This is a genomic window from uncultured Maribacter sp., from assembly GCF_947496775.1.
GTDB lineage: Bacteria > Bacteroidota > Bacteroidia > Flavobacteriales > Flavobacteriaceae > Maribacter_B.
Genome location: NZ_CANMDU010000006.1, coordinates 106,112 through 132,032 on the forward strand (window position 1 = coordinate 106,112; position 25,921 = coordinate 132,032).

A 25,921-nucleotide genomic window follows, 5' to 3' on the forward strand; every position below is an offset into this window, starting at 1 on the left:
AAAGGAACCCAATAGGACACAAATAGCCCAATAAGACATTTGTTATTTACGGAATTCTGAGGGAAGCATGTTATGGCAACTTTCAAAAGCCTTAGAGAACTTACTAACGTTTTCATAACCAAGCTTAGCAGAAATGTCTTTAATTTTTAAATCTCCTTTTTTAACATACAATAGCGCAAGCTCCATTTTATGCTTTTGAAAATATTTAAAAATCGGTGTGCCGAATAATAGTTTAAAGTTCTGTTTTAGCCTAGTAGGAGAAATTTTATATTTCTTAGAAAGAAAATCTATTCCAGGGAATTTTGCATATAAGTTATTCATTAGATAATGTTCAATCTTTTGAATTATTATTCTGTTTTTATGAGTTAACTCATTGGAATTGTAATTTTCCTCTTTCTCTAAAGAATGAAAAAACAAGCTAAAATATTCGTAAGACAGTTTTTTAAGTTCAAAAATATCTGGTCTTCCTGCGTCTTTAAAGCTAGAAATTAACCTACTGATTAATGTTTTGAAATCCTTACTATTATAACTATAATTCAAAAATTGCTTTTTATTGTCTTTTAGCAAATTTTTAAAGGCTGTAGATGTTGTAGACGATTTTAATATATTTTTATTAGCCCAATCCTCGCTAAAATATAGTATGTACATATTTTCGGTAGAATTTTTAAAATGGCAGTTTATAAAATCCGATGCGGGCTTAGAAAAAGAAATTGAGTTATTTTCAATTTTAAAATTATTAATCTCATAAGTGTTATCATTAAGCTTGTTTTCTATATTATTTATAGAAATAAAATAATAATCCGCTGGTAAAAATGCATCATACACAGGTTTATAGGATACATTATTTTTATAAAACATATCGGATAAAAAAATCCATAGACCTTCTTCTAACTCCACATAATAAAATTCTCCTTTTACAAATGGGGTATCGGCATGTAGCATTTGTTTTTCCCTATCTCGTTTCATGAACGGCATTTTAGAGCAACTCTCCACTATTAAAGAAGGAGAGTTAGATAAGTATGATAGATTAAAAAAACCGTTACTATACGTAAAGAAGTATTGTTTAGATAAGTTAAACCAATTGTTTATTCTGTCTAGAACCATAACCACATCATAATGAGATTCAAAAATAGACAATGTAAACATCATTTACAATGGAAAGGGCTAGACTCAAAAAATAGTTTTAATAAAACTAAAATGTGCTAGAATCTTTTCTTTAAAGAAACCAATCAAGAAATAATTTTGAAACCAATTACTTTGCAACATAGAAAAGGAACGCAATACCTGCGGCGTGTTTGGTTAATAATATATCTGTTTTCTGGAGTTTTAGAAATTCTTAAAATCTCTGAAATAATCACGGCTATTGAGAAAGTGCTATAAAAAAACAAAAATATTTTCTGATTGTGTTAAAGAAACTGTCGCAAGTAGAGTTTTAACTCTTGCTTAAAGAAGTGAGAAATCTAGTATAATAGAATTGGCATTCTTAAAAATAAAGATATTACATATACGATAGAGTTAGGTAATAAATGAGCATTTTTCACGTTTAGAAACACTTAAAACCTAACCAAATGAAAAAAACCGTTAATTTTACAGCAAGTTTATTGTTTCTAGCATTTTCCACATTTTTTGTATCATGTGAAAAAGAAGAAAGTAATAATGATTCAAAAGAAGTTACCCAATTACTCCCTATAAAAATTGTAACTCCTGATGATTCTTCTAATTCGGGAAATTTATTAGTTTACGGCCCTGATGGGTATTATACAACCCATAATGAACTTACTTATAACAAAACTATTGAAATAGAGGAAGATTTAAGTTCTTCTGGCACGTATACTTTTGAGATAGAAGATTCTAATCATGGGAAGATAAAAATGTATGCGACCAAAGCCGAGCTTAAAAATTATACATTAGAAAACCCTTATAATCTTTATTTTGAACATTATAAAAATCAAAAAATTGCAGTCTTAAAAGTCAACTCTAATAGACAAGGAAACAATCAAAGAAATTTTATAGATCTAACAGTTACACAAGAAAAATATGGTTCTTTATATCATATTGATTGGGGAGATGGCACAGAGGAAATAGCAGAATCTCCATTGGACATTGAATCTCCTAATGATAGAATAGAGCATCGATACGACTCCCCAGGAGAGTACGAAATAACCTTAAGTACGACAAATACAAAAGAGGTAACAAAACTTAATTTACAAATAACAGGAAATGGTTCGGGAGATAAAATACAATCCTTAGAATTAGAAGAACTCTCTAATTTAACATCATAAAACTTGGGTGATAGTACTATGGAAAGCATAGATGATATCATTAAACAATATCCGGGTTTACAAGAATTAAGTGCCAGGTTTGGGTCTTTAAAATCTATTAATTTATCTAACAATTCTTTATTAAAGCTACTAATTATTAGTGGAGACTATAAAACAGAAATAAAAGGACTTTCTAGTTTACCAGGATTAGAATTCTTAGGTATAACTGGTACTCTAGAAGAATTTAACCCATCACTACATCCTGAACTAGTTAGATTAAGTATAAAGGGGCATAAAATGAATACAATTGATGTTTCTAACAATACAAAACTAACTGCTCTATTCTTACAGAGTAATAACTTAAAAGAAATATCACTTAATTCTAATGTAAATCTAGAAAGCTTATACATTCTAAATAATGATTTAGTAACAATAGATTTATCTAATAACAAAGAAATTGAATACTTAAATTTGTACGCAAATTATATAGAAGAATTAGATATTACGAAACAAGAAAAATTAAAATATTTGGATGTTTCTTCTACTTTTCTAAGAAAACTTACAGCGCCTATTAGTTTAGATTATTTAGAAGAAATACATTTAGAAAAAGCGAGGTTTTTAGATGAGGAAGAATTATTAGATGCCGTTTTTAAAGGCCAAGAAAATAATTCTAAACAAAACGGAAAAATAAAATTCAACGAATTTGCTGTTATTTTAGATAGGCAAATTGTTGAATTACAAAAACTTAAAGAAGAATATTCTTGGAACATTAATATACCCGAATAGGATAAAAGCAGAGCATACCCAAAGAAAGCTATATAATGTAACTTTAACCAGATTTTGAAAAAACTTTAATTATTTTTGCGTTTTTCCAAATCTGGTTAACGACTTTATGAAAGTATTTTGCTCCCTATTCTTATTCTTTTTTGCTATTGTTTGCTCTTTTGGACAAAGTTTAATTCAAGATCCGGGAGGTAAACTTTCTCAACGTTGGCAAATTCAAGATGATACCACCAAGCTTTTTAAAATTGTTCCTTATAAACCAGTTTATTTTTTAGTAGCCAATTACACATCCAATATAAATAAGCAACCTACTAGTAGTAATCCTCTTAATTCGGCCGCTCAATCATATGATTATTTAGATACTGAATTTAAATTTCAAATAAGCTTTAAAGCAAGAGTCGCTAAAAATTTATTCGGTAATAAATTAGGTGGAGATTTATGGGCAGGTTATACACAATCTTCTAGATGGCAACTATATAGCAGCGATATATCTAGACCATTTAGAGAAACTAATTATGAACCCGAAGTAATTTTTGTACTTCCCGTGAAATACTCTTTTTTAGGAGTAAAAGGAGTGTATACAGCAATTGGTATAAATCACCAGAGTAATGGTAAAGCTAATCCTTTATCTAGAAGCTGGAATAGAGTAGTGGCGCAAATAGGGTGGGAGAGCCCTTCTTGGAGTTTTGTTCTTAGTCCATGGTGGCGCATACAAGAAGAAAGTATAGAGGATAATAATCCGAATGTTGAGAATTACATAGGTAGGGCAGAACTATTATCTGCATATGCCAAAGGAAGACATAATATTAGTGTATTATTACGCCATTCTCTACGTGCAGGAAATAACAATAAGGGTAGTGCTAAAATAGATTATGCTGTAAGGGTTTTTGATCTTTTAGAAGTACATGCCCAATTATTCTATGGATACGGAGAAAGCCTTATAGACTATAACCATAAACAAACTACTTTTGGATTAGGAGTTTCCCTTTTGCAATGGAAATAGTATAAGTTATTAATTTGAGTATCCTATACGCTATCTTAAATACAGATTCCTAAACAATAAGACGGAATATACTTATGTTAGATTAACGATAAGAATAATTATGCTGCACAAGATGCTAGCTATAAGTAAATTAAAGCTAGTTTTAGGTTTTAGTTGTGCGAGGATAGCTGCATTATATCCCATGCAAAAAACAATTACTAAAAACAATTGTGTCATCTCGGAAATGGCGACACCTCCTTTTAGTACATACATCGCCGCAATAGAACCTAAACAACTTTGCCCTATTATACCAATGGCTGTATACCCAGTTAAACCTTTCGTATATTCTGCTAAATAATTATTATAAAATTTCATAGTATATCTTTTTAATTTATGAAGAGTCTCTAAAACTACAAATGGCGTTAAATTGACCCATAGCCATTTTTTTAACTGCTTTTTTTGCTCTATCGGCTAATGTGCCTTTGTATAAACTATCTATTGTAGAATGCCATAATCCAATCCATTGCTCAAAATGATAGGGAGCAATGGAATAATTTAAACTTTTGTCTACAATTCGGTGTGCCATGGTTGGGTTCCCCTTAAAACATATGTCTCCCAAAAGAGCCGTTACCCAAAAATCAGTAAGTTTCTCTAGATGTGCTGGCCACTGTTCCTCTTTAATATGACTATTAAAGATGGGGCCTAGTAACTGATTTTTTCTTATACTTTCATAAAAAGTATACACCAAAACACGAATATCTTCCCTATGCTCTATATCTGTTATCATGTATTTTTATGCTATAACATGGTTTACCCGTTCTATTTTGTCTAACACGGAAATAGACAAGCGAATAATGCTTTCTTGTATGCAAGATAAATCGTGAGGTACATTAGCCTCTAAAGCTATCATATCTCCTTTTTTTAATATTCGTTTATTTCCTTCAACACCGAAATGAATCTCTCCTTCAAACATTTCAATAATAATTGGGTAGGGAGCCTTGTGCTCTTTCATTAATTGCCCTTTTTTCATTACTATCCGTACTTCTTTAGTATTGGCCGTTTTTAATAGAACCGAAACAGTAGGTTTATCGTTTTCTTGGTATGTAATATTCTCTAATAATGATGCTGTATTCATAATGCAATTGTTTTATTATTCTCATCTAATTTTTAAAGCTCTATTGTTTCATTTTTTTTAGCATTATTCCCTATCCTAAACAAAGCTTGGTACTTATTTTAAAGACTTTAAGATTTAACCCAGACGCTATAAAACGTATGGCACCGACAAAGGCAAACCATGTAAACTCGGTTATAAGTTGTATTTTCAATATAAATTATAAAAGGGTCTTTTTGTCCGTTATAAAAATAAATATTTTACCTTTTTAAGAAAAAATGCTCCGTATCCATATCTTCAACCAATGTCTTTAAGGTTGTGGTTTCTAGCATACTTCTAAGCTTACTCCTAATCTCAACAAATTTAAAGTGTAAGGGGCAAGGAGAGTTTTCATTACATTCCGATAGTCCCAAACCGCAACCAGTATAAATAGTATCCCCATCTAATACTTTTACTACATCACTTAATTTAATAGATTTCATTTTATCATTTTCTATAACAAAACCACCATAAGGTCCTTTTATAGATTTTATAATGTTATTCCGTGTAAGTTGCTGTAATACCTTAGCAGTGAAGGCTTGTGGTGAATTTATGGCCTCCGATATATGGACTAAACTTACTTTAACCTCCTGCGCACTTTGTTGCGCAATATAAATTATTGCTCTAAGTCCGTATTCGCACGCTTTTGAAAACATAGTCTCTATATTTATGAGACAAATTTATGGCATAATTACATACAAGACAAATTTATCCGTTATAAAAATGAATTTTTGGAAAGACCATAAAAGAAAAAATAGATTTTTACTAGTAATTTTGGCGAATAAAGCCCAACGGTTTTCCAATGGTATGAATCACCAATAGTTTTTTAAATAAATCTATTTTATTGTTCTTAACCACTATACTAGCAACATAACTAAAACTCGTTCATTACTAATTTTTTGGCCTTCATATCCTTTTGCCAACCATCAGGAAAAATACCTGATCCATTAGCCGTAATGGCTTGCATTTGTTGCATAACTTGTTTTTGAATACCCATGGGTAATTCATAAAATGAAGCATCTACTTTTGTATTTCGCTCCGAATCCAAAGTGCCATTTTGATGGCGTATTCCACTCTTTCTGGTTCCTTGAAACACCATAATTTTTATGCGACCATCATCAGTACCATTATTCCCATAGCTACCATATATTAGTATTGGGTCTATTGTGCCATTTCCATCATAATCTTTCAAAGCAAAAAACTTCGTCCAATACGCAATTGAAAATTCTTCTGACACTTCATTAGTTCCAATAAAATCGGTTAAGGTTCTTTTAAGTTCCAATTGTTCATCTTTTAAATCAAAGAAATAAGCTTTTATAGAATCATTATACACATGTTTATTCTCTTTAATAAACGCGGTATTTTCTTTTTTTGCAGCGTTTTCTGTCATCAGAAGTAAATGTTGGCCATTTACATCTTCATAACGATAAGCTCTATAAACCCTAAATGTAATGTTATGCTTCTTTTTTACTTCTAAGGAAAAAATGGTATCGATTTCATTTTTAGAAAGTTGAACGCTATAAAGAGTAGTTTTTTGTCCGTAGGTTATAGCCATTCCAAAAAATAAAAATAGTAGTTTATACATAATTATAATTTGTTTTTAGAGTCTAGTAAGTATTCTTTGTAAATGTATAGCAAATAAATGTTTTATAACGGGCTATATATTGGGAAATATAGCCACGGTTTTCAGGTGTTTTTCGTTACCATTTTGTTCTATTTTTAATAGTATTAGATTCGATTATGGTAAGAATCTGTAGTAGCTGGGTTCCTTAAAGAAGGCTTACTATATGTTAATACAAAGAAGAATAAATCCCGGAATATTAATTCTAGGATAGATTACTAAACTAATAAATAATATACCATATAATAAATTTTAACAAAAACCTCCTTATAATAAGTAGCCAATCGAGAAGAGGAAATAGGAATCTTTACCATTAATGTCTATAACCGAAACAATTGGTGCATTTCGATACGGGTCCGTAATTCCATGAAAATAGCGAAGATTGAAAACGAAAGAATCCATATAATATGCTGATAACCCCAGTTGAGCGAATACATTAATAGAAATTACTTCGTTTCTAGTGTCAAATTCCAAGTAAAAAGGTTCTACCAAAAGCGGGTCAATTCTAAATTCATCACTTATATCATCAACAGGTTTGTATTCATACAATATCGAAACAGAAGGCCCTGCGTTAATTCCTAATTTAAAGTTATCGTTCTCAAAAAAAGAATAATTGTAGAAAGCATTTACAATAGGATTGGTCATACTAAACTTAGCTTCTTTAGGTTCTCCTAACTCATCATCTCGACCAAGAAATGTAACAAAGTTTTTGCTAACACCAATCTCTACTTGCAATTCAGATTTTTCATTAAAGTCAAGTGTATTAATTATACCCAAGTAATATCCAATTCCTGATTTAGAAGAAAGTAAATCGGTCTTAGTAGAATAGTTACTCACACCAGCAACAAAACCAGTTTTGCCATGTTGACAATAACTTAAAGTAGAAATTAAGAGAGCTAAAACAATAATTTTATTTTTCATACGTAATAGTTAACGAGCATTTTCTGTTACTATTGTTTTAAATAAAAATGTCGAATGAATAAAATATTGTTATTGCTTATTTGCGTTATTTCTCTGAGTTGCGAAATAGAAAATTACAGTTATTTTAAACCAATAATGATTACTAATGAGCCAGAAAGTGTACTTACTAACAGTGTAACACTAGGAGGTAGGGTATTGGGTGAGGGCGGAAAAAAAGTAACAGAGTATGGAATTGTTTGGGGAGAAGAGTTGCCCTTAGATATTAATTTGAATAAGGTTATAGAAGGTTCTAGAATAGGAAGTTTTTCTAAAAACTATAATTTTTTTAAAGCAAACACCACGTATTACTATGCAGCATATGGCATAAACGATGAAGGAGTTTCATATGGCGAAATTTTTGATTTTAAAACCACCGCAGAGCCAAGTTGTACACCGTTAAATGAAAATTATCTTGATTTTTGGGGCTTTCCAAGAAATGTATCTTATGTAAAATCAACAACAAATACTTACTTTGGTTATGGAAATTTGGCTTTTATTTTAGATACGGATAGGGGAGCAAGAATGGAAATAGCATTTAATGAAGTAAATGGGGAACTTCCATTAACGGGAGAATATAATACTGTCAGAGAATTCAATAATCAATCTACCAAATCAAATGGAGAGGTTCGTATTAATATTACTGACTTTAGCTATAACTCAATAGGCGGAGGAGATTCAAATTTAGATCAAAAACTATATATTGAAAATAAAGATGGCGTAATAACATTTATATTTTGTGATTTTGAATTTAGAAGTAATTCTTTTATCAATGGAAAATTTACTTACCTAATAAAATAGAATTGGCTTATTTTAAGTAATACGTCATGTATTTCTAATATAACTGCTGGAATATTCTTTCAACATTTTAAAACTGTAACAAGGAATAGCTTAATCTCCATACAAATACACCAAGGGGACAATACTTTTAAAAAATTCTGTTCTCCTAACTCTTAAATAATATTTACACTGACGAAATTATCATTTCGACAGCTTTTACCAAGCTTTTCATCTTATTTAGAGCATAATTTAAATAAAACATTATGTTTAAAAAGTATAAAGTCCTTAAATGGGGGTTATTGTTTATAACAGCTATAATCATTTTGGTGGTTTCTTTTGGTTTTTGGTTTAAAGGTTTAATACCTCCCTCAAATACAAATGTTGTAAATACGCTTGTAAAAGATTTACCATATATATCAGAAAACAATATACCACATCGAGGAAAAATATTAGCGGTTGTAACAAGTACCAACACTATGGGGAATAGTGACAAAAGCACCGGTTATGAGTTAACCGAATTATCACGTGCATATTATACATTTGTTGCCAATGGTTTTGAAGTAGATGTTGCCAGTCCCCAAGGCGGTAAACCTCCAGTAGTTATTGATGATGAAGACATGGGGCCTTTTGACTATGCTTTCTTGAACGATTCCGTTGCTCAACATAAAACCAGTAATACTATTCCTATTAATGAGGTAGTAGCCGCAGATTATCAGGCCATTTTTTTTGCGGGTGGAAAAGGAGCGATGTTCGATTTTCCTAATAATAAAGCAATACAAGCAATTATAAAAAATTATTATGAAACTAATAAGGTTATAGGAGCGGTTTGTCATGGACCTGCGGCACTAGTAAATGTAACCTTAGATAACGGTAGACCACTATTAGAAAACAGGAAAGTGAGTGGGTTTACAAATAAAGAGGAACTACTTTTAATAAAAGAAGCAAAATCTATATTTCCTTTTCTTTTACAAGATGAAATAATAAATAAAGGAGCTAACTTTAATGAGGGTCATATGTATCTGGAAAAAGTTAGTCACGATAAAAACTTAATAACTGGACAAAATCCCTGGTCAACATGGTTTTTGGCAGAGAGTATGATTAAGCAATTGGGGTATACTCCAAAATATAGGGTAATCACGGATGAAGAAAATGCTGTAACAGTTTTATCAACGTTCCATACAAATGGAAAGAAAAAGGCTAAGAAAATAATTGAGAAGTTAATAATAACGGAAAATAAACCTGTTAATATAACTTTGATAGCAAAACATAGTATCGTTGCCGCGATGAAAGGAGAATTGGGCAATTTTTTTGATTTACTTGAGTTGACTTCCTTTACAGAAAAATGCGAATCTAGACAAAAAAAATAGCTAAATTTGAGAAAAACCGTTAGTGAAATTTCTAGACATACTTTTAGTAATTATTAGTGGAGCAGGACTTCTACATGGAATCGCGTTTGCCGTTTACCTTTGTCTTTTTAAAAAGAAAAAGGTCCTTACAAACTATTTATTGGCGCTAATTTTGATATTCATGGCTTTCCGAATAGGAAAGTCTGTAATGCTAAATTTTGGTACTAATTTGAAGCCCATATTTATTTTCGCGGGATTGGCTTTTTTATTGCTTATTGGCCCACTGTTAAGGTGGTATGTTTTGGCAATGACTAAACCTAGCTATAAGCTGAGTAAAAACTTTTTTCTTGAAATAATTCCCTTTTTGGTTGTTTTTATATTAAGTCTTTTTATTAGAGAAAAATGGTTTGACACTAAAAATGAAATAATTATTGTACTATTTGGTGGTGTTCTTATTGGTATTTATATACATTTTGCCTTTTATATTTTTATGTCTTGGAGAATATTGAAAAACATAAAAAAAGAATATAAAAATTCAGAGCAAACCAAATCGCAAAAAGTAATAATTTATTGGTTAGGTATTTTATTAATTGGCTTTGCGATTATCTGGGTGTCCTATTTTTTTAATATTATTGAAAATACTGTTCCCTATATTACTGGACCAATAATGTATGCAATTGCCGTATACTTTTTAAGTTTTAAAGCGTTTCAATTAAAAGTTACAGATATCGATGGAAATGCATTTGTTAAAAATGATGATTCAGCTGTATTTAGTAAAATGGTTAAGTTAATTGTTGAAAACAAGTTGTACTTGGAGCCATACACATCGCTTTCTAGCGTAAGTAAATTGATTGGAAAAAGCACACAAAAAGTTTCGGAAATTATCAACCAATATGCAAAACAAAATTTTAATGACTTTATAAATTGCTATCGAGTTCAAGAAGCGAAAAAAATGTTATCAGATGAGGACAAAAAAAAATATACAATATCCTCTGTAGCATTTGACTCAGGGTTTAGTAGTTTGTCTTCGTTTAATAGTGCTTTTAAAAAATTTGAAGGACAAACACCTTCCTCATATAGAAAAAAAGTGTTTTTTGAATAACGTATCAATAATTATAAAAGAAATAAAACTTGTATATTTATATTTAGAGTTATTTAACTTTTCAGTCCACAATATTTTTTAGCTTTAACAACTCAAACTTTCAAGGGTAATTCTCCTTGAGATGCGAGAAGTTAATAAATGAAACCAGCTAGCACTAAGAAAAAAGTATTCTCAGCATTATTTGATAAGCACTATCGAAGACTCTTTAACTACGCTTTTAAAGTAGTCAACGATAAAGATATTGCCAGCGGCCTTGTGCAAGAAACATTTATAAAGCTTTGGGAAACTATTGAAAACATCAAAAATGATGAACGAGCAATAGAAGCTTACCTAATTACGGTGTTGAAAAACAAGATTATTGATAATCATAGAAAAAATAAGACTCAAGAAAAACACTACGATTTATATAAACAAAATACAGAGTTTTCGGTTGATATAGACAACAAATGGGAACTGGAGAAAAAAATAGATGGGATTTATAATGCACTGCATCCTAAAACTTCAGAAATATTCAAATTATCTAGAACAAAAGGGCTGACTTATCCAGAAATTGCAGCCTTAAAAAATATTTCTGTTAAAACTGTAGAAGCTCATATTTCTAAGGCTCTTCAAGCATTTAAAAAAGGATTAAAAGACTATTTGTAAAATAAAAATAGGGTGTTACTGGTTGACAAACGTCTTTTAGTAAATACCTAATTATGAAAGACAACATAGTTGAAGATGCTGAAATTTGGGCCTATGTTTCCAAAACCGCAGATAAACCCACTCTAAATAAAATTGAGACTTGGAAAAACGCATCTGATTTTAATGAGCAACGTTTCAATGCCATTGCTAAACTTTACCAGACAACAGCAGAAAATCCATATACAGAAAGTATAAATGTAGAAGATGAAAAAGCTAAATTCTTTGAGACAGTAGCTCCAGCGGTTAAGAAAAATAACAGATTACAAAAGTATTTTAAATACGCAGCAGTGGTCGTGTTGTTCATTTCAATTGCAGGTATTGCTTACCAAAGTTTCTCAAATAACACTGTAGCCATAGCCACAAATTTTGGAGAAGAAAAGAAAGTTGAGCTTACAGATGGTTCAACGGTTTGGTTAAATTCAGGAAGTAGTATTTCATATAAAAAAGATGTACCCAGAACCATCCAATTAAATGGAGAAGCCTTTTTTGAAGTAGCCAAAGACAAGGAGCATCCGTTTACTGTAGAAACACCAGGCCATGTAATTGTAAAAGCTTTGGGCACCAGCTTTAACGTAAAAGCTTATCCAGAAAACAACTATTTAGAAACTACCCTTTTAACAGGTAAGGTAGAGGTGACTTCAGAAAATTATTTTGATGAGAAAATCATCATGATACCCAATGACAATATTAAAATTCTAAAAGCAGATGGCATCCCCGTAAAATCTACCATTCAGAATAAGAAAACTGTGTTGCTATGGAGAGAAAACAAAATCAGATTTGAAAACATGGCATTTAGAGATATTGCTAATGACCTTAATAATCAGTTGAATATTAAACTAGTATTTAAGAATACAACTATTTCCGAGTCTAGATTTACAGCTGTTTTTGATAAATCAACCCCAGCAGAAGACATTTTAGAGGTGTTACAAGACACCAAAAACTTTACGTATAAACTAAATCCAGAAACAAATGAGTGGATGATTAAATAAAAAAAGTGGGAAAATTGCAGCTTTCCCACTATAACTGTCAACAAAACCAATCGCCTAAGATTAGTATTAATTAACAACATTCAAATTTATGAAAATAAAAACAGCTGTTTCATTAAAACGAAAACGCGTTTCAAAAAGAACTATTTTTTTAATGAAATTATCACTAACCATATATCTGGTAGGCTGCTTTCAACTGATGGCAGTTTCCAGTTTTTCTCAAAATAAAATTAGCCTCAAATTAGAGGATGCTTCGCTACAATCTATTCTTAATCAGATAGAAAATCAAACAGATTATAGCTTTGTATATAATAATGATGAAGTAAATGTTGAACAGAAATTCAGTATAAATGTACTTGAAAAAGATATTGCATCTACCATGAATACGTTATTTCAGAATACAGATATAAAGTATAGATTTCGAAAAAACTTGGTGGTGCTTTCCAATCAAAAAACACAAAAAGAAACCTATACCATAAGTGGAATTATTACAGATGCCGAAACAGGCGAAACCCTACTAGGAGCCAATGTTGTAGTAGTTGATAAAAGTATTGGTGCTACCACTAACGAATATGGTTTTTATTCCCTAACTCTTCCGGAAGGAACACACACACTTCAAATATCTTATTTAGGATACGCTTCTTTAGAGGAAACTATAGGTTTAAATGCGAATATTAAAAAGAATTTTGAACTACAACCATCATCTGATACACTGGACGAGGTAATAGTGACTTCAGAAAACAAAAATAAAAGCCAAGTACGCAAAGTATTAACAGGCGTCAATAATTTAAGCGCAGCAGAAATTAAAAAATTACCTGCCTTTTTTGGTGAGCCAGATATTACAAGAGCAATATTAACGCAACCTGGGGTTTCCTCGGTGGGTGAAGGTACTGCTGGATTTAATATTAGAGGAGGGAATATAGACCAAAATCTAGTGCTTTTAGATGAAGCGCCTATGTATATTTCTTCACATTTGTGGGGGCTTTTTTCGGTAGTTAATGCTGATGCTATAAAAGGGATGACGCTTTATAAAGGGGGCATACCAGCCAGATATGGAGGTAGAGCATCATCGGTTCTAGATATTCGCCAAAAAGAAGGAAATACCAAAGCGTTTAAAGGCGAAGGAGGTTTGGGGACACTATTCTCAAGAATTACTTTAGAAGGCCCTATAGTAAAAGAAAAACTAAATTTTCTGATGTCGGGGCGCCGGTCGTATTTCGACATATTTTTCCCGTTGATAGGAGGTGAATTAGAAAATACAAAATTGTCTTTTTATGATTTGAATACCAAGTTAACATGGAACATAAATGACAATAACAAACTATATGTTTCGGGTTATTTTGGAGCAGATGTCATGAAGCTTGAAGAGAGTACTGAGGAAGAAGCAGAAAACTCTGATGGTGCAAGTGGTTCCATTGATTTTAGATGGAAAAGTTCCACTGCTACCGTTCGATGGAATCATATTTTTAATCACAAATTGTTCATGAACTTGTCAGGTATTTATAGCAATTACACCTATAAATTTATTTCAAAAAATGATAACGGAGGTATTATACCTAGTGGGCAAACCTTTGAGTGGGGCTCTGGAGTACAAAACTGGATTGTTAAACCAGATTTCACCTATTATGCTAATCCAAATACAACCATGCGATTTGGAGTGAATGGAACGCTTTACCAATTTAATCCTGCCGAATTATCAAACGTGGGAGATAATTTTACTCCTGAAGATTTAGACAAAGACAAGGGACTTGAAATTGCACCTTACTACGAAATAGAAAAAACATGGGATAAGTTTACTATGAATTTAGGGCTTCGCTATTCATGGTTCGGTAATATAGGTCCAAATTCAGTTGCTACATATCATCCAGATTTTCCGTCAACAGTCAATACCATTACAGATATTAAAACGTATAAAAAAGGAGAGCTGATTAAAAGGTATTCGGGCTTTGAACCACGGGTATCTTTAAAATATGATATAAATGATAGGAAGGCCCTAAAACTAGGCTATAACAGAAACTATCAGTATATACACTTAATGTCTAACACCGCAGCAGCGTTACCATTTGATATTTGGAAGCCATCTGGAGTTCATATAAAACCATTGGAAGTGAATCAGATTTCAGGAGGCTATGCTTATGATACAGAAGATACTACTTATAATTTTTCAGTTGAAGGCTATTACAAAACCTTCACCAATTTTGTGGAGTATAAAGAAGGCGCCGATTTATTTATAAACGAAAATTTAGAAACACAGTTATTACCTGCTGACGGATATGCTTACGGTTTAGAACTTGCAGCCTATAAAAACAAAGGAAGACTTACGGGTAATTTTAATTACACCTATTCTGTTTCCAAACGAAAAACAACTAGTAAATTCAAGGAAGAGAATATAAACAACGGAGCCTATTATCCTTCTAATTACGATAGACCACATTTGCTGAATCTCACTGCGAATTACGATTTAAAAGAAAAATGGAATGTAGGTCTGTTCTTTACATATCAAACTGGTAGACCCACTACGGTGCCTACAGGGCGATTGTCTTTTGATGGAAATCCGTATTTAACTTATTCTAATAGAAATGCATACCGAATTCCTGATACACATAGACTAGATATTTCATTCACCTATACTCCGGAAGGCAACCCAGATACACGATGGCAAAGTAGTTGGAATTTTGGTTTGTATAATGTTTACGGAAGCCCCAATGCCTTTTCGGTATTTTCGACGTTTCATGGAGACCAACTGAAAACCTTTCAATTTTCAGTATTTGGAGCTCCAATCCCTTTTATAACCTACAACTTTAAATTTTAGTTTAAGATGAAATCAATTAAAAATATATCAATAATCATACTTCTCATAACTTTTGTGAGTTGTGTAAAAGAGGTGCCTAATGCTTCTAATTACGAACCTCAAGTATTTATTTCAGGGTTTCTTTTAGATGGGAGCAATTATGTGAATGTAAGAATACAAAGAACGGTTCCTGTAGATGTAACATCTTCAGAATACATACCCAATGCGCAAATAGCAATCTATACTAAAAATTCAAATGGAGAAAACACTTTACTGACTGATGATTTTAATTACTTCAACAGAACATACCGAAGTAACAATATGGTAGTTGCTACCGTTGGGAATACCTATTGGATGGAAATAGAATTAGAAGATGGAACAACCTATACATCTGATGAAGAAATTTTAAAAGAAGAAATCATCATAAAAGATGTAGAAATAACGAACGATTATAACCGCGTTATATTTTCAGATCCGGTAGATGACACCAATTTTTATTTAATCAATTATCGTTTTTATAAAAATGGAAGATTGGCTTTAGAAGTTAATAATCTCACCAATGATGTGCTCTTTAATGGAAACGACAATGCCACTTTTGATTCTACCGAATTTTTTATTGATAACCCAAATGAAGTGCGTGTCACTATTGCCAATTTAAACTTCAATACGTATCAGTTTTATTTTAATCAGTTTGAACAGTTAGAAAGTCAAATAACAAATTCAGGAAGCGAAGATGACCCTAGCCAATTATTCTGGCCGCCGCCAGCTAATTTAACAGGAAATATTATTAATACTTCAGATAACAGCAGAGCACTTGGTTTTTTTGGGATACAGAGTTCAAGTGAGTTTATTAAGAGTTTTTAAGGTGTAGGGATGAAAGCTATAGGTATTAAAACGAATAACTTTTGTTTTTATGTAACTAGCAAATAATCAAATAATTACAAAAGTAATAATGACTTGTTTGTAACAAAATTATCATTTAAACCGTCGTAATAATATCAATCAAAAAATAAGATCAACATGTATTCAAACAAAAAACTAGGAAGATTAGCAGGTTTAATTTTTTTAATTCTAGCCATCACAGGAATTTTTGCAGAATTTTTTGTGAGACAAAAATTATATGTGCCAGGAGACTTGGCAGCAACGTATACAAATATCACAGAAAACCAATGGCTGTTTCGTTTGGGTTTTGTGAGTGACTTATTAATGTCTACTTCTTTTTTCTTTTATGTATTCGTTATGTATACTGTATTTAAAAAGATCAATAAGAATTTATCTTTACTAATGTTGCTTTTAACAGTTATATCTGTGGCTATGTTTTGTCAAAATGCTTTGAATCAATTTGCTGGTTTAAAATTACTTACCACAGATTATTATGTGGGAGCTTTAAATTACGAGCAATTACAAAGTTTGTCAACGTTCTTTACAAATATTCACATGGACGGTTATTTGGTAAATCAAATATTTTATGGCTTATATATGTTTCCATTAGGGTATATGATTTTTAAATCAGGATTGGCACCAAAAGTAATTGGAGTTTTCTTAATGTTGGGGGCTATTGTAGATATTATAGATTTTATTGTGTATTTCTTATATCCAAATATTAATTCTGTGTTTTTACAAAATATTACAATTCCAGCAGATATAGGGGAAATATCCCTTTGTTTATGGCTGCTATTTATGGGATTGAAAAATTATGATGCTATTGAGAATGTATGATTCGCATCAATTCTTTTAGTTAAACATAATATTCAGGGAATATTATATGATTTATAGAAGCCTCTCCAATTAAAGAGGCTTCTATATTGTGGATAATGCAAATGCTATTTAAGCAATATCAATTTAAGTATTTATCGTTTAAAAATAAATGGTGATAGACCATAAATTTATGATGAAAAGCTATAATGGAGATATTATTGTTAGAGCAAAATAGGTTTTACTAAAAGAAAACTTTATTAGGTAAACAATATTTATAAAAAAGGGTTAGAAATAAAATCTAACCCTTTTTTGTTTTACAACTTTCTAAGATTAAACAATCCAAAAAAAGTAATTACAATTGTGATAAAAAATGTTGGAAGCATCAGATAAATCCAACTAAAATTGTACTCTGCTATATAAAATTTAGTATCGTGTTTTTCCCAGTTTACCGAATTTGCAGGTTTCCTATCAAAAATTCGTGGATAAAAATCGAGCCGTAACTGTTCATGAAATTGCGTAAGGGCTTTCAAGAAGCTTAAGTGGCTCACCATATCAGTACCAGCTAAATTATTGAAACTTAATTGAGCATGCATTGTTGGTACAAACAGGGCAACTTTTTCGCTTATAGTATTTCGAAGTATTATTTTTTCCATCATTTCAGCACTGGTTTCCTTAGCTGCTAAATCTCCCATGTGTTGCATTCCATAATACCAAATCCAACTGAACCTATCTTCTGGAACAGGATAATTATTAAATTGAGGATATGCTTCATAAAAACCTGTCATGGTAGCATTTTTTTCTAAATCCCATTTTTCATGATAACCGTCTCGCTGTTCCACCATTGCATCTAAAGCTTCAGGTACTTGGTATTTATTAATTACGTAATTGTTCACCACTGCAGGAAACAAGATGGTAAGTACTACCCAAATTGAAATTAAAGCTAGAGCGTTAAAACTTGAGTTTTTCAATAAAGAAACTGTAAATAGACATAACGCACTCCAAAACAAAAGGTATAAAAGGCTGTGAAAAAATATAGCCCAAAAATTTTGGTTCATAGGTATTTGCAAAATACCAGACGCTAAAAACATAAGAAAAACAAAAATGGCAAAAACAAAAAGAATTCTAACTATTAATTTATTAAATAAAAATTTGCCTTTTTTAGAGGTTTGTGCTGCCAAAATTCGCCAGGTACCCAGTTCCTTTTCTTCAGAGTATAGGTTAAAGGTCATTGCAATTAATACTAATGGAAATAAGTAAATAATAACAAACCCTAAATCTAGGTTTCCAGACATTAACAATGACGGATTTTCAAAATCAGTATCATATTTCTGTCCTTCTAATCCACGAATAGTTACCGCTTGTAATAAAGGATTCACATCACTTTGACCAATAGAAATTGCGCTAATATTGGCTGGTTTTTTCACCAGCGTGAACTTAAGATAATACAATAATAACCCTATATCCTTATCGTTATATTTCAATATTCGCTTAACACTTTCTTTCTGAAACTCTTGAGCAGCGACAATAGTTTTTTCTTGCTTTACCAAATATTGTTTTCCAATTAAAATACTAACAGTACCTACAGTTATTAGTAACACAAGACTTACCAAAAATATCTTCGTTCTAAAAAAAGATTTAAATAACAATTTATACATTTAAATGGCTTTTAGGTTAGTTGACAATCTTAATAGTCCTAAAACTCCTAATACTCCCCATAGAAATAGAGCTAGTATAGAAATTATTTCATTTTTAAACACTTTTGTAGTACTCAAAAAGTTGTATTCGAAAGGAGGAAATTTTTTCCAATAATCTCTGGAAATAGTGTTTGGACCTGCCTTGCCTTTATTCGGAATTAAATCCATTTGTAAACGATTCATTTCTTGAGCTAGTTTAAATCTATAGGCCTCTGCTTTACCTTTAAAATGTAAAAACGATTTAAAATCGGTACCAGATAAAGCCGTAGATAAATTTTTGATAGCTGTGTAAGGGTTTACAAAAGCGGAGTAGCGCTCTAGATTATTTTGTTTACTGTAAACATCATAAAGCTTTTCTTGATGTTCTAGATAAACTTTAGTGCTTAAAGCTTCTCCTTTGGCCATAATGAAGCCACCATAATTAAAAGGAAGATCTGCTACTTTTTCTACATTATTTGCTAAAAGAACTGAATCTTTTATTGCTTTAAAATGTGGATCATCAGGGTTATGACTATCACCTTGCTTAATCAAATCGTGCTCTACAGCAGTTTCCATTTCTATTTTAGAAGGTGTAGGGTATAGGTAATACCCTATTGCTTGTAATGATTTTGGAACAATGATTACAAAAAGTAACCATATTCCCAAAAGTTTTACCAAAGCACCTTTTGCTGTTTTACTAAAGGCTGAAACCAAAATGGTAATAGCTGATAAAATACCGAAAAATAAAATGTAAGAGACCAAAAGTATACTATATCTGAATGGACTCTCTGCTTGCATAACATCGTGAGATTCTATAACCACAAAAAACAATAAAACAATAAATACAGTGAACAGAAATAGCAAGGATAAACTCCAAAGCCCTAGCCATTTTCCAAAAACAATCTCCCTTCTCGTAATACCCTGACCAATTAGTAATTTTAATGTACCATTTTCGCGTTCACGAGCAATAGTTGCAAACCCTAAGTAAAAAATTAATAAAGGAACAATTACCTTTAATAGCATCGCTAGACTTACCTCACCAAAGCGCAACAATCCAGTAGACATACTAGCCTCACTAAAATTAACTGTATTTTGCTTATGGGCTTCCAAGAATACAGCATTACCTACAAAATTTTCCATTCCAAGGTCAAAAACACTAAGTATATGTTTTATCCTAATGGCAAAAGAACCATAATGAGCCATTCTGTGAGGATGTTTATCAGGATTATTTTCCCAACTCTCTTGTACTTCACCTTGAATTGCATCACGGGTATTGTTTTGATCGTGGTAGTTTTCCCAACCACTATAGACCGAAAAACTAAGCAAAAACACCATTAAAATTGAAGCTATGCCCATTACTTTTGACCTAATGGCATCCGTGCAAAGTTGCCGTGCCAACAAATAAATTACATTTTTTCTCATACCTAAAATTTATAGGTTGCGTTTAGCAAGAAATTTCTTGGTGCGCCTGGCCCTAATCTAGAAGGGTTAAGACCACCTAACCAATATGTTTCATCAAACAAATTATTCAATTTAAGTGTCAATTGAATACCTGTGTTATTTGGCCTATAATATACAGCAGCATCAAAAACTGTATACGAAGGTAATAGCACTCTATCTGTAGCATATGTAGGATTGTACCAAGTAAATCTTTCATCTACATATTGAGCACCAAAACCAATACCAATACCCTTCAAGGTATTATTCATAAAGTCATAGCGTCCCCAAAAATTAGCAGTATGCTTTGGAGCTCCTCCGATTGGTTCTCCAATAAACTCTTCTATGGCGTCTTCAACAATTTCAGCATTTGCAAAACCGTAAGATGCAGTAAGGTTAAAATTTGATGATACGTAACCAGAAATATCCATTTCGAACCCTGTACTTTTCTGTTCTCCTCTACTTGTTAGGTTATCTAAATCATAAGTATCACCCAATAAGATATTTTTTTGAGTGATGTTAAAAATAGAGAGATTAGCAAATATTTTTCCGTTTAAGAATTCTCCCTTTGCACCTATTTCTGTTAAGCTACTTTCTAGCGGGTCGAATCTAGCAGGTGAAGCAGCCCAAAAGAAACCTTCAGCCGTTGGTGACAATGAAACGGTATTAGTATGCGGTTGAAATCCTTCTAAATAGGTAGCATATGCGCTTATGTTATTTGTAACTTCATAGGTTAAACCTAGTCTAGGTACAAAAGCATTGGTTTTAAATTCTTCTTCATCGTTTTTATAATTAAAAATATCTGTAAAAGATTCATATCGCAAGTTCAACAAAGCTGAAAATTTGCCGACTTTAAATTGGTTTTGAATATAGAATCCGTTTGAAGTATTCAAATTTGCAGGTATAGATAATTCAGAAAGATTGTAATCACTAACATCTCTAGCACCGTTAAAAGGATTTGTCAAATTAAAAAAAGCTGCAGCTGGTTTTGGTATAGTAACACCATCAACAACTATTTGTTCAAAATTAGCCGCATTACTTGGGTCAAAATTAGACTGACCTCCGCTAACGGTTAAATATCTTCTAGCACGTAAGAATCCAGCTCCTATTTTTCGTTCCCAACGTGTAGCATCGTAACCAACTAATAGTTTATTGGTAACATTACCTTTGTTGATATCATATGTAAAATAGGCACTAAAATTATCCGTTTCCCAATATTGTTGCCGTTCATCATATCGCAATCTTGCTAGGGTAGGAATCACATTACCATCGATATCCACTATGCTACCACCAACTCTATGTTCAGCCAAATCTTCATCCCAAGTTTGTTTCATGAACTGGGCATTGAATTCAAAATTTTTGGTAAACTTTTTATTAAAATTGGCCATAAAGATGAACTCTTTGTTTTTATAATGATCACTTGATGCACCAACATTTCTAGTAATTGGAGTACTATTTAAATCAAATTCGCCATTAAACGCCCCGAATATTGGTTGACCTCTATCTAGGTTACCTTCGGCATCACTGTAAATCATTTCTACATTTAAAGATGTGGTTTCATTGGGAACATAACTTAAAGAAGGCGCAAACAAAATAGCATTATTGTTGACAACATCTCTAAATGAATCCGCTTCTTGAATAGCAGCATTAAAACGATACAACAAAGTCTTTGATTCATTTAAGGGCCCTGTAAAATCTGCTGTTGCTCTTAAGGTTCCAAAACTTCCTGTCGTTAAAGACACTTCACTACGTTTTTCCTTTAACGGTTTTTTAGTTACCATATTTACTGTACCACCTGGGTCTGCACTTGAAAAAGTTACGGAGGATGGACCTTTTATTACCTCAACACGCTCAAGATGAGTGGTAATTGGCTGTAAAAAATAATATTGGCGGGTGCGCATACCATTTAAAACCTGGCCATCATCTGCTTGTGTTATACCTCGAATATTATAGTGATTGTATAAACCAGTAGCGGTAACATTACTTACCGTCTTTACAGCTTCTGGTAATTGAAAAGCCAAACGATCTGCAATTAATTCTTTGGTTACAGAGGTTATAGCTTGTGGCAGCTCTTTATTTTTAATAGCAACTTTAGTTGCGGAAAAAGAATAATCACTATTATAATCGGTTCTTAGTCTCCCAGTGACTTCAACGGATTGTAGTTGTTCTACATTCTCTTCAAGTATAATGGTTCCAAGGTCATAATATTTTGCTTGGTCAAAAGATTTTTGAAACTTTAAAGATTTCATTCCTATGAAATCAATACTTAGTTGATAATTCCCCGTTTTCTCAAGTTCAAAATTAAAATTGCCATCCTCCTGAGTTACGGTGCCACTTTTCTCTTTAGAATTGTCATAAGAATAGGAAACTGTTGCTCCTAAAATAGGTTCTCCTTGATTATCGGTGATTTTTCCTGTAATCGAAATTTGAGCAAATGCAGCATTAACTGCTAACATTGTAAGTATAAATAGTATATAGTTTTTCATTATTTTAAATAGTTTCTAAGTAAAGTTGGTTTAATTCTCCTGCGTTAATATCACTTGCTTTTAATTGTTGCGCCAAAATGCCTTCTTTCATAATACCTATAGTGGTGCCAAGCTCTACAGCATTAAAAATGTCATGCGTGGCCATGAAAATTACTTTTCCCATACCAGCAAGTTCTTTACAAATTTTGGTGAATTCTGCGGTTGCTTTTGGGTCTAATCCAGAGGTGGGTTCATCCATAAAAATAACCTCAGCATTCTTAGCAAGCGCCACGGCAATACCAACTTTTTGTCTCATTCCTTTAGAATAAGCGGATAGTCTTTTATGGTGTGCATCTTCTTGAAGTCCAGTTTTACTAAGAAAACCCTCTAGTTCAGATGTGGAATATTTAAATCCCGCTAAGCGCGTAAAGAAATTTAGATTTTCTATACCGGTAAGATTTCCATATAACTGAACTGTCTCCGGAATGTAAGCTGTAAGTTGGTTGGTATTGTCTTTACCAACTTCTCTATCTGCTATAAAGGCTTGACCTCCATCTTTTTTAAGAAAACCTAAAAAAATGTTTATTGTAGTAGTTTTTCCCGCTCCATTCTGACCTAATAGACAAAATATTTCACCTTTAGAAACTTCAAAGGAAACGTTTTTCAATGCAACTTTTCCATTGTAAGATTTTGCAATGTTCAATGCTTTTAGCATATCTATTTAATTAAATTAATTATAATTGTTTGGTACGCGTATATTTCACCGTAATTGATACAGTGTAGGCGCTATTTTTGACATATAATCACCACTTTAAAAAGGGTGTAGCCCATATTTAAAAGTTATACAAAGTCAGTACAGTATGACTCATTTAAAGAAACGAATCATATTACCTTAAAATAATTTGTGAATAGAGTGTAAGTATCCTACTAACATAGGATTACACTAAAAAAATGGGCTATACGTTTTGGGGAGGAGGTCTTGTACAAAAGTAACTTGATAAATCCCCATTGCTATAAACAATGTTCGAAGCATTATTGGTAACTTTCTGTTCCAGAAAAAAGTATTCTGGTTGCGATAAAACAGCAATTTCTACGTCAAGAAGAGGGATAAAATTAACTGCTGTTGTAATGTGACAGACTTCACAGTGTTGAACATCAGTATGGTCCGCATGATAATGCGTAAGCGCATGTAAGCCCCCAACCTTGAATAAAAGAATCAAGGCTACGTAAAACATAGCTATATGATGTTTCAAATTTTTCATCTGAGAGGGTAAAAGTAAATAATATTATAAATTATCTGGGTGTTTGATATCAAAAAATGCTATAAAAATATTTCACAATCTTAATTGACTGACAATCAATAGCTCTACTGAAAGAGCTCAACTTTGTTTTGTCCCTATATAGAAAATTTATAATAATTTTTTAGAAATAAAAGGGTAGAGGTACGGCAGAAATTAAATTATATTTCTAAAAAATATTCTTCAAAGCTTGAAATAAAATCATTTATGTACGTTTTGTTACGTTGCTCTTTTTTTACAACTAAATAATGTTTTCGCTTCAAACCATTTTTCCCAAGACGTTTAAAGACCAACTCTTTAGATAATTTAAACGAACTTAACTGCCATTTTGGAGCACACATTATACCCATATTTGCTTCAATCATGGATAAGGTGATTTCGGTAAACGGAATTGCAGAAATTTTAATAGGATGTATTTTATATGGTCTTAAAAAATGTTCATATACCGCCACACCCTCTAAAGGAAAGGAGTTTATTAATAAGTGAGTATTCGAAAAATGACTTGCTTCTAAATAATCAAAACCATTAAGTTGATTTTCTTTATGAATAACTGCAAAAATCTCATCTTCAAATACTTTTAAGCTTTCAACTTCTTCATATACCGGAGGCGTTGTTACAATAGCAATATCTATTTCATTTGACAATACTTGCGATATGGTTTGATGTGTAGCACCAAGTGTAATATCTATAGTAATTTCAGGATAAAGGATTCCCATTTTTTGTATAAATGAAGGAATAGAATGAAAAAAAGATTGACATTCAGCACTTAATTTAATGGTTCCTTTTGAGCCTTCTTTTATGTGCTTTATAGCCTTAAAACCTTCATCAATAGAACTAAATAATGTATTGGCCAATTTATATAGCTCTGTACCTTCTTGGGTTAGTTTCCATTTATTTCTAGTTCTCTGAAATACCTTAAAACCTAATCGTTCCTCTAAATCGCGTAATTGATGACTTAAAGCAGATTGCGTTAAAAACAAACGTTCAGAAGAGTTAGCAAGATTACCTTCTTCAGCAATAGTTTTAATAAGTCTAAAATATTTTAACTCCATCAATCAAATATACAACACTATGTAAATCAATGTAGTTGAAAAAAAAACAACTATACCAGTAAAAGGATTCAATTACATTTTAATCAAAACCAACGTCCTACATATAATTTTGATGAAAGTAAATACAATAACTATGAAAACAATAGGATTAATAGGAGGTATGGGTTGGGAGTCCTCCAAGCTATATTATGAACGCATTAATAAAAAAATAAACGAATCGTTAGGCGGTTCCCATTCAGCAAAAACAATAGTGGTATCGGTTGATTTTGCAGAAATAGAAAAGCTAACGTTTAAAAATGACTGGAATGCAATTGGTCAAATAGTAGCAAACTGTGCAAAACAACTTGAAAATGCAGGAGCCGATATGGTGCTTTTGTGTACCAACTTAATTCATATTGTTAGTGATCAGATAAAAAAAAACATTTCAATTCCATTTCTACATATTGCAGATGCTACAGGAGAAGCCATTAAAGCACAGGAGCTAAACAAAATACTGCTATTGGGAACTAAATATACCATGGAGAAAGATTTTTACACTCAGATTTTGAAGGAGTCTTATGGATTAAAGGTTATCATTCCAAACGAAGCAGATAGAAGTGAGATTCATAGGATCATCTACAGTGAGTTGTTAAAAGGACAGTTTACCGAAACTTCTAAACAAAGTGTTATAAAAATTATTGAAAAAGCACAATCGCATGGGGCTGAAGGTGCAATACTGGGATGTACCGAACTACCTATGCTTATTGGAGAAAACAACGTGACAATTCCAACTTTTGACACAGGAGAAATTCATGTTAATACAGCTGTTAAATGGAGTTTGAAGTAAACAATTTTATATATCATAAAAAGTTGAGA

26 protein-coding genes are annotated in these 25,921 nt (G+C 31.8%); 13 read left to right on the top strand and 13 right to left on the bottom strand.

Annotation, left to right across the window (positions count from 1 at the left end):
- Window positions 1–42 precede the first annotated feature (42 nt).
- Complete coding sequence (locus Q0856_RS11170) at window positions 43–966, bottom strand: AraC family transcriptional regulator (RefSeq protein WP_298475456.1); 924 nt, start codon at window positions 964–966, stop codon at window positions 43–45.
- Between Q0856_RS11170 and Q0856_RS11175 the strand changes: the two genes are divergently transcribed.
- From Q0856_RS11175 to Q0856_RS11190, 4 genes are all read left to right on the top strand, one after another.
- The gene (locus Q0856_RS11175) at window positions 965–1,117 is read left to right on the top strand and encodes a hypothetical protein (protein ID WP_298475459.1); all 153 of its coding nucleotides are present in this window, start codon (window positions 965–967) and stop codon (window positions 1,115–1,117) included. The two genes, Q0856_RS11170 and Q0856_RS11175, sit on opposite strands and share 2 nt — an antisense overlap.
- 451 nt (window positions 1,118–1,568) lie before the next feature.
- Window positions 1,569–2,282 carry a hypothetical protein gene (locus Q0856_RS11180; protein ID WP_298504997.1) on the top strand — a complete coding sequence of 238 codons (714 nt, stop codon included), beginning with the start codon at window positions 1,569–1,571 and terminating at the stop codon, window positions 2,280–2,282.
- 18 nt (window positions 2,283–2,300) lie between these two features.
- Window positions 2,301–3,047, top strand: a complete 747-nt coding sequence (locus Q0856_RS11185; RefSeq protein ID WP_298505000.1) for a hypothetical protein — start codon at window positions 2,301–2,303, stop codon at window positions 3,045–3,047.
- A 106-nt stretch (window positions 3,048–3,153) separates the two neighbouring features.
- The gene (locus Q0856_RS11190) at window positions 3,154–4,047 is read left to right on the top strand and encodes a phospholipase A (protein WP_298505003.1); all 894 of its coding nucleotides are present in this window, start codon (window positions 3,154–3,156) and stop codon (window positions 4,045–4,047) included.
- Window positions 4,048–4,119: 72 nt separating this feature from the next.
- On the opposite strand, the gene Q0856_RS11195 is transcribed toward Q0856_RS11190, so the two are convergent.
- The 6 genes from Q0856_RS11195 to Q0856_RS11220 all read right to left on the bottom strand — a co-directional run bounded on the left by Q0856_RS11195 (window position 4,120) and on the right by Q0856_RS11220 (window position 7,718).
- Window positions 4,120–4,401 carry a hypothetical protein gene (locus Q0856_RS11195; protein ID WP_298475473.1) on the bottom strand — a complete coding sequence of 94 codons (282 nt, stop codon included), beginning with the start codon at window positions 4,399–4,401 and terminating at the stop codon, window positions 4,120–4,122.
- A gap of 16 nt (window positions 4,402–4,417) precedes the next feature.
- On the bottom strand, window positions 4,418–4,813 hold the full coding sequence (locus tag Q0856_RS11200; RefSeq protein ID WP_298505006.1) for a group III truncated hemoglobin: 396 nt from the start codon (window positions 4,811–4,813) through the stop codon (window positions 4,418–4,420).
- Between the two features lie 6 nt (window positions 4,814–4,819).
- Window positions 4,820–5,161: a cupin domain-containing protein gene (locus Q0856_RS11205; protein ID WP_298505009.1), complete on the bottom strand. Its 342-nt coding sequence runs from the start codon at window positions 5,159–5,161 to the stop codon at window positions 4,820–4,822.
- A 236-nt stretch (window positions 5,162–5,397) separates the two neighbouring features.
- Window positions 5,398–5,832 (bottom strand): Rrf2 family transcriptional regulator, encoded by a 435-nt coding sequence (locus Q0856_RS11210; protein WP_298505011.1) that lies wholly within the window; start codon window positions 5,830–5,832, stop codon window positions 5,398–5,400.
- Between the two features lie 218 nt (window positions 5,833–6,050).
- The gene (locus tag Q0856_RS11215) at window positions 6,051–6,761 is read right to left on the bottom strand and encodes a M949_RS01915 family surface polysaccharide biosynthesis protein (RefSeq protein ID WP_298505014.1); all 711 of its coding nucleotides are present in this window, start codon (window positions 6,759–6,761) and stop codon (window positions 6,051–6,053) included.
- 303 nt (window positions 6,762–7,064) lie between these two features.
- The gene (locus tag Q0856_RS11220; protein ID WP_298475488.1) at window positions 7,065–7,718 is read right to left on the bottom strand and encodes an outer membrane beta-barrel protein; all 654 of its coding nucleotides are present in this window, start codon (window positions 7,716–7,718) and stop codon (window positions 7,065–7,067) included.
- A 54-nt stretch (window positions 7,719–7,772) separates the two neighbouring features.
- On the opposite strand from Q0856_RS11220, the gene Q0856_RS11225 reads away from it, so the two are divergent.
- From Q0856_RS11225 to Q0856_RS11260, 8 genes are all read left to right on the top strand, one after another.
- Window positions 7,773–8,555, top strand: coding sequence for a hypothetical protein (locus tag Q0856_RS11225; protein ID WP_298505018.1), 783 nt, complete (start codon window positions 7,773–7,775; stop codon window positions 8,553–8,555).
- Window positions 8,556–8,797: 242 nt separating this feature from the next.
- The gene (locus Q0856_RS11230) at window positions 8,798–9,901 is read left to right on the top strand and encodes a type 1 glutamine amidotransferase domain-containing protein (protein ID WP_298505020.1); all 1,104 of its coding nucleotides are present in this window, start codon (window positions 8,798–8,800) and stop codon (window positions 9,899–9,901) included.
- A gap of 160 nt (window positions 9,902–10,061) precedes the next feature.
- Window positions 10,062–10,982, top strand: a complete 921-nt coding sequence (locus Q0856_RS11235) for a helix-turn-helix domain-containing protein (protein ID WP_298505023.1) — start codon at window positions 10,062–10,064, stop codon at window positions 10,980–10,982.
- 138 nt (window positions 10,983–11,120) lie between these two features.
- Entirely contained in the window at window positions 11,121–11,627 is a 507-nt protein-coding gene (locus tag Q0856_RS11240; protein WP_298505026.1) for a sigma-70 family RNA polymerase sigma factor, read from the top strand.
- A gap of 53 nt (window positions 11,628–11,680) precedes the next feature.
- Entirely contained in the window at window positions 11,681–12,655 is a 975-nt protein-coding gene (locus tag Q0856_RS11245) for a FecR domain-containing protein (protein WP_298505029.1), read from the top strand.
- 88 nt (window positions 12,656–12,743) lie between these two features.
- Complete coding sequence (locus tag Q0856_RS11250) at window positions 12,744–15,464, top strand: TonB-dependent receptor (protein WP_298505031.1); 2,721 nt, start codon at window positions 12,744–12,746, stop codon at window positions 15,462–15,464.
- Window positions 15,465–15,470: 6 nt separating this feature from the next.
- The gene (locus Q0856_RS11255) at window positions 15,471–16,307 is read left to right on the top strand and encodes a hypothetical protein (protein WP_298505033.1); all 837 of its coding nucleotides are present in this window, start codon (window positions 15,471–15,473) and stop codon (window positions 16,305–16,307) included.
- Between the two features lie 156 nt (window positions 16,308–16,463).
- On the top strand, window positions 16,464–17,162 hold the full coding sequence (locus tag Q0856_RS11260; protein WP_298505035.1) for a DUF4386 domain-containing protein: 699 nt from the start codon (window positions 16,464–16,466) through the stop codon (window positions 17,160–17,162).
- A gap of 293 nt (window positions 17,163–17,455) precedes the next feature.
- Here the strand turns inward: Q0856_RS11260 and Q0856_RS11265 are convergent, their stop codons facing one another.
- The 6 genes from Q0856_RS11265 to Q0856_RS11290 form a co-directional block, all read right to left on the bottom strand.
- Window positions 17,456–18,796 carry a DUF3526 domain-containing protein gene (locus Q0856_RS11265; RefSeq protein WP_298505037.1) on the bottom strand — a complete coding sequence of 447 codons (1,341 nt, stop codon included), beginning with the start codon at window positions 18,794–18,796 and terminating at the stop codon, window positions 17,456–17,458.
- Entirely contained in the window at window positions 18,797–20,236 is a 1,440-nt protein-coding gene (locus Q0856_RS11270; protein ID WP_298505039.1) for a DUF3526 domain-containing protein, read from the bottom strand.
- A gap of 2 nt (window positions 20,237–20,238) precedes the next feature.
- Entirely contained in the window at window positions 20,239–22,737 is a 2,499-nt protein-coding gene (locus tag Q0856_RS11275; RefSeq protein WP_298505041.1) for a TonB-dependent receptor, read from the bottom strand.
- Window positions 22,738–22,741: 4 nt separating this feature from the next.
- Window positions 22,742–23,431: an ABC transporter ATP-binding protein gene (locus Q0856_RS11280; RefSeq protein ID WP_298505043.1), complete on the bottom strand. Its 690-nt coding sequence runs from the start codon at window positions 23,429–23,431 to the stop codon at window positions 22,742–22,744.
- Between the two features lie 241 nt (window positions 23,432–23,672).
- Window positions 23,673–23,951, bottom strand: coding sequence for a hypothetical protein (locus tag Q0856_RS11285; RefSeq protein WP_298505046.1), 279 nt, complete (start codon window positions 23,949–23,951; stop codon window positions 23,673–23,675).
- A gap of 224 nt (window positions 23,952–24,175) precedes the next feature.
- Complete coding sequence (locus Q0856_RS11290) at window positions 24,176–25,066, bottom strand: LysR family transcriptional regulator (protein ID WP_298505048.1); 891 nt, start codon at window positions 25,064–25,066, stop codon at window positions 24,176–24,178.
- Between the two features lie 133 nt (window positions 25,067–25,199).
- On the opposite strand from Q0856_RS11290, the gene Q0856_RS11295 reads away from it, so the two are divergent.
- Window positions 25,200–25,892, top strand: coding sequence for an aspartate/glutamate racemase family protein (locus tag Q0856_RS11295; protein ID WP_298505049.1), 693 nt, complete (start codon window positions 25,200–25,202; stop codon window positions 25,890–25,892).
- Window positions 25,893–25,921 lie beyond the last annotated feature (29 nt).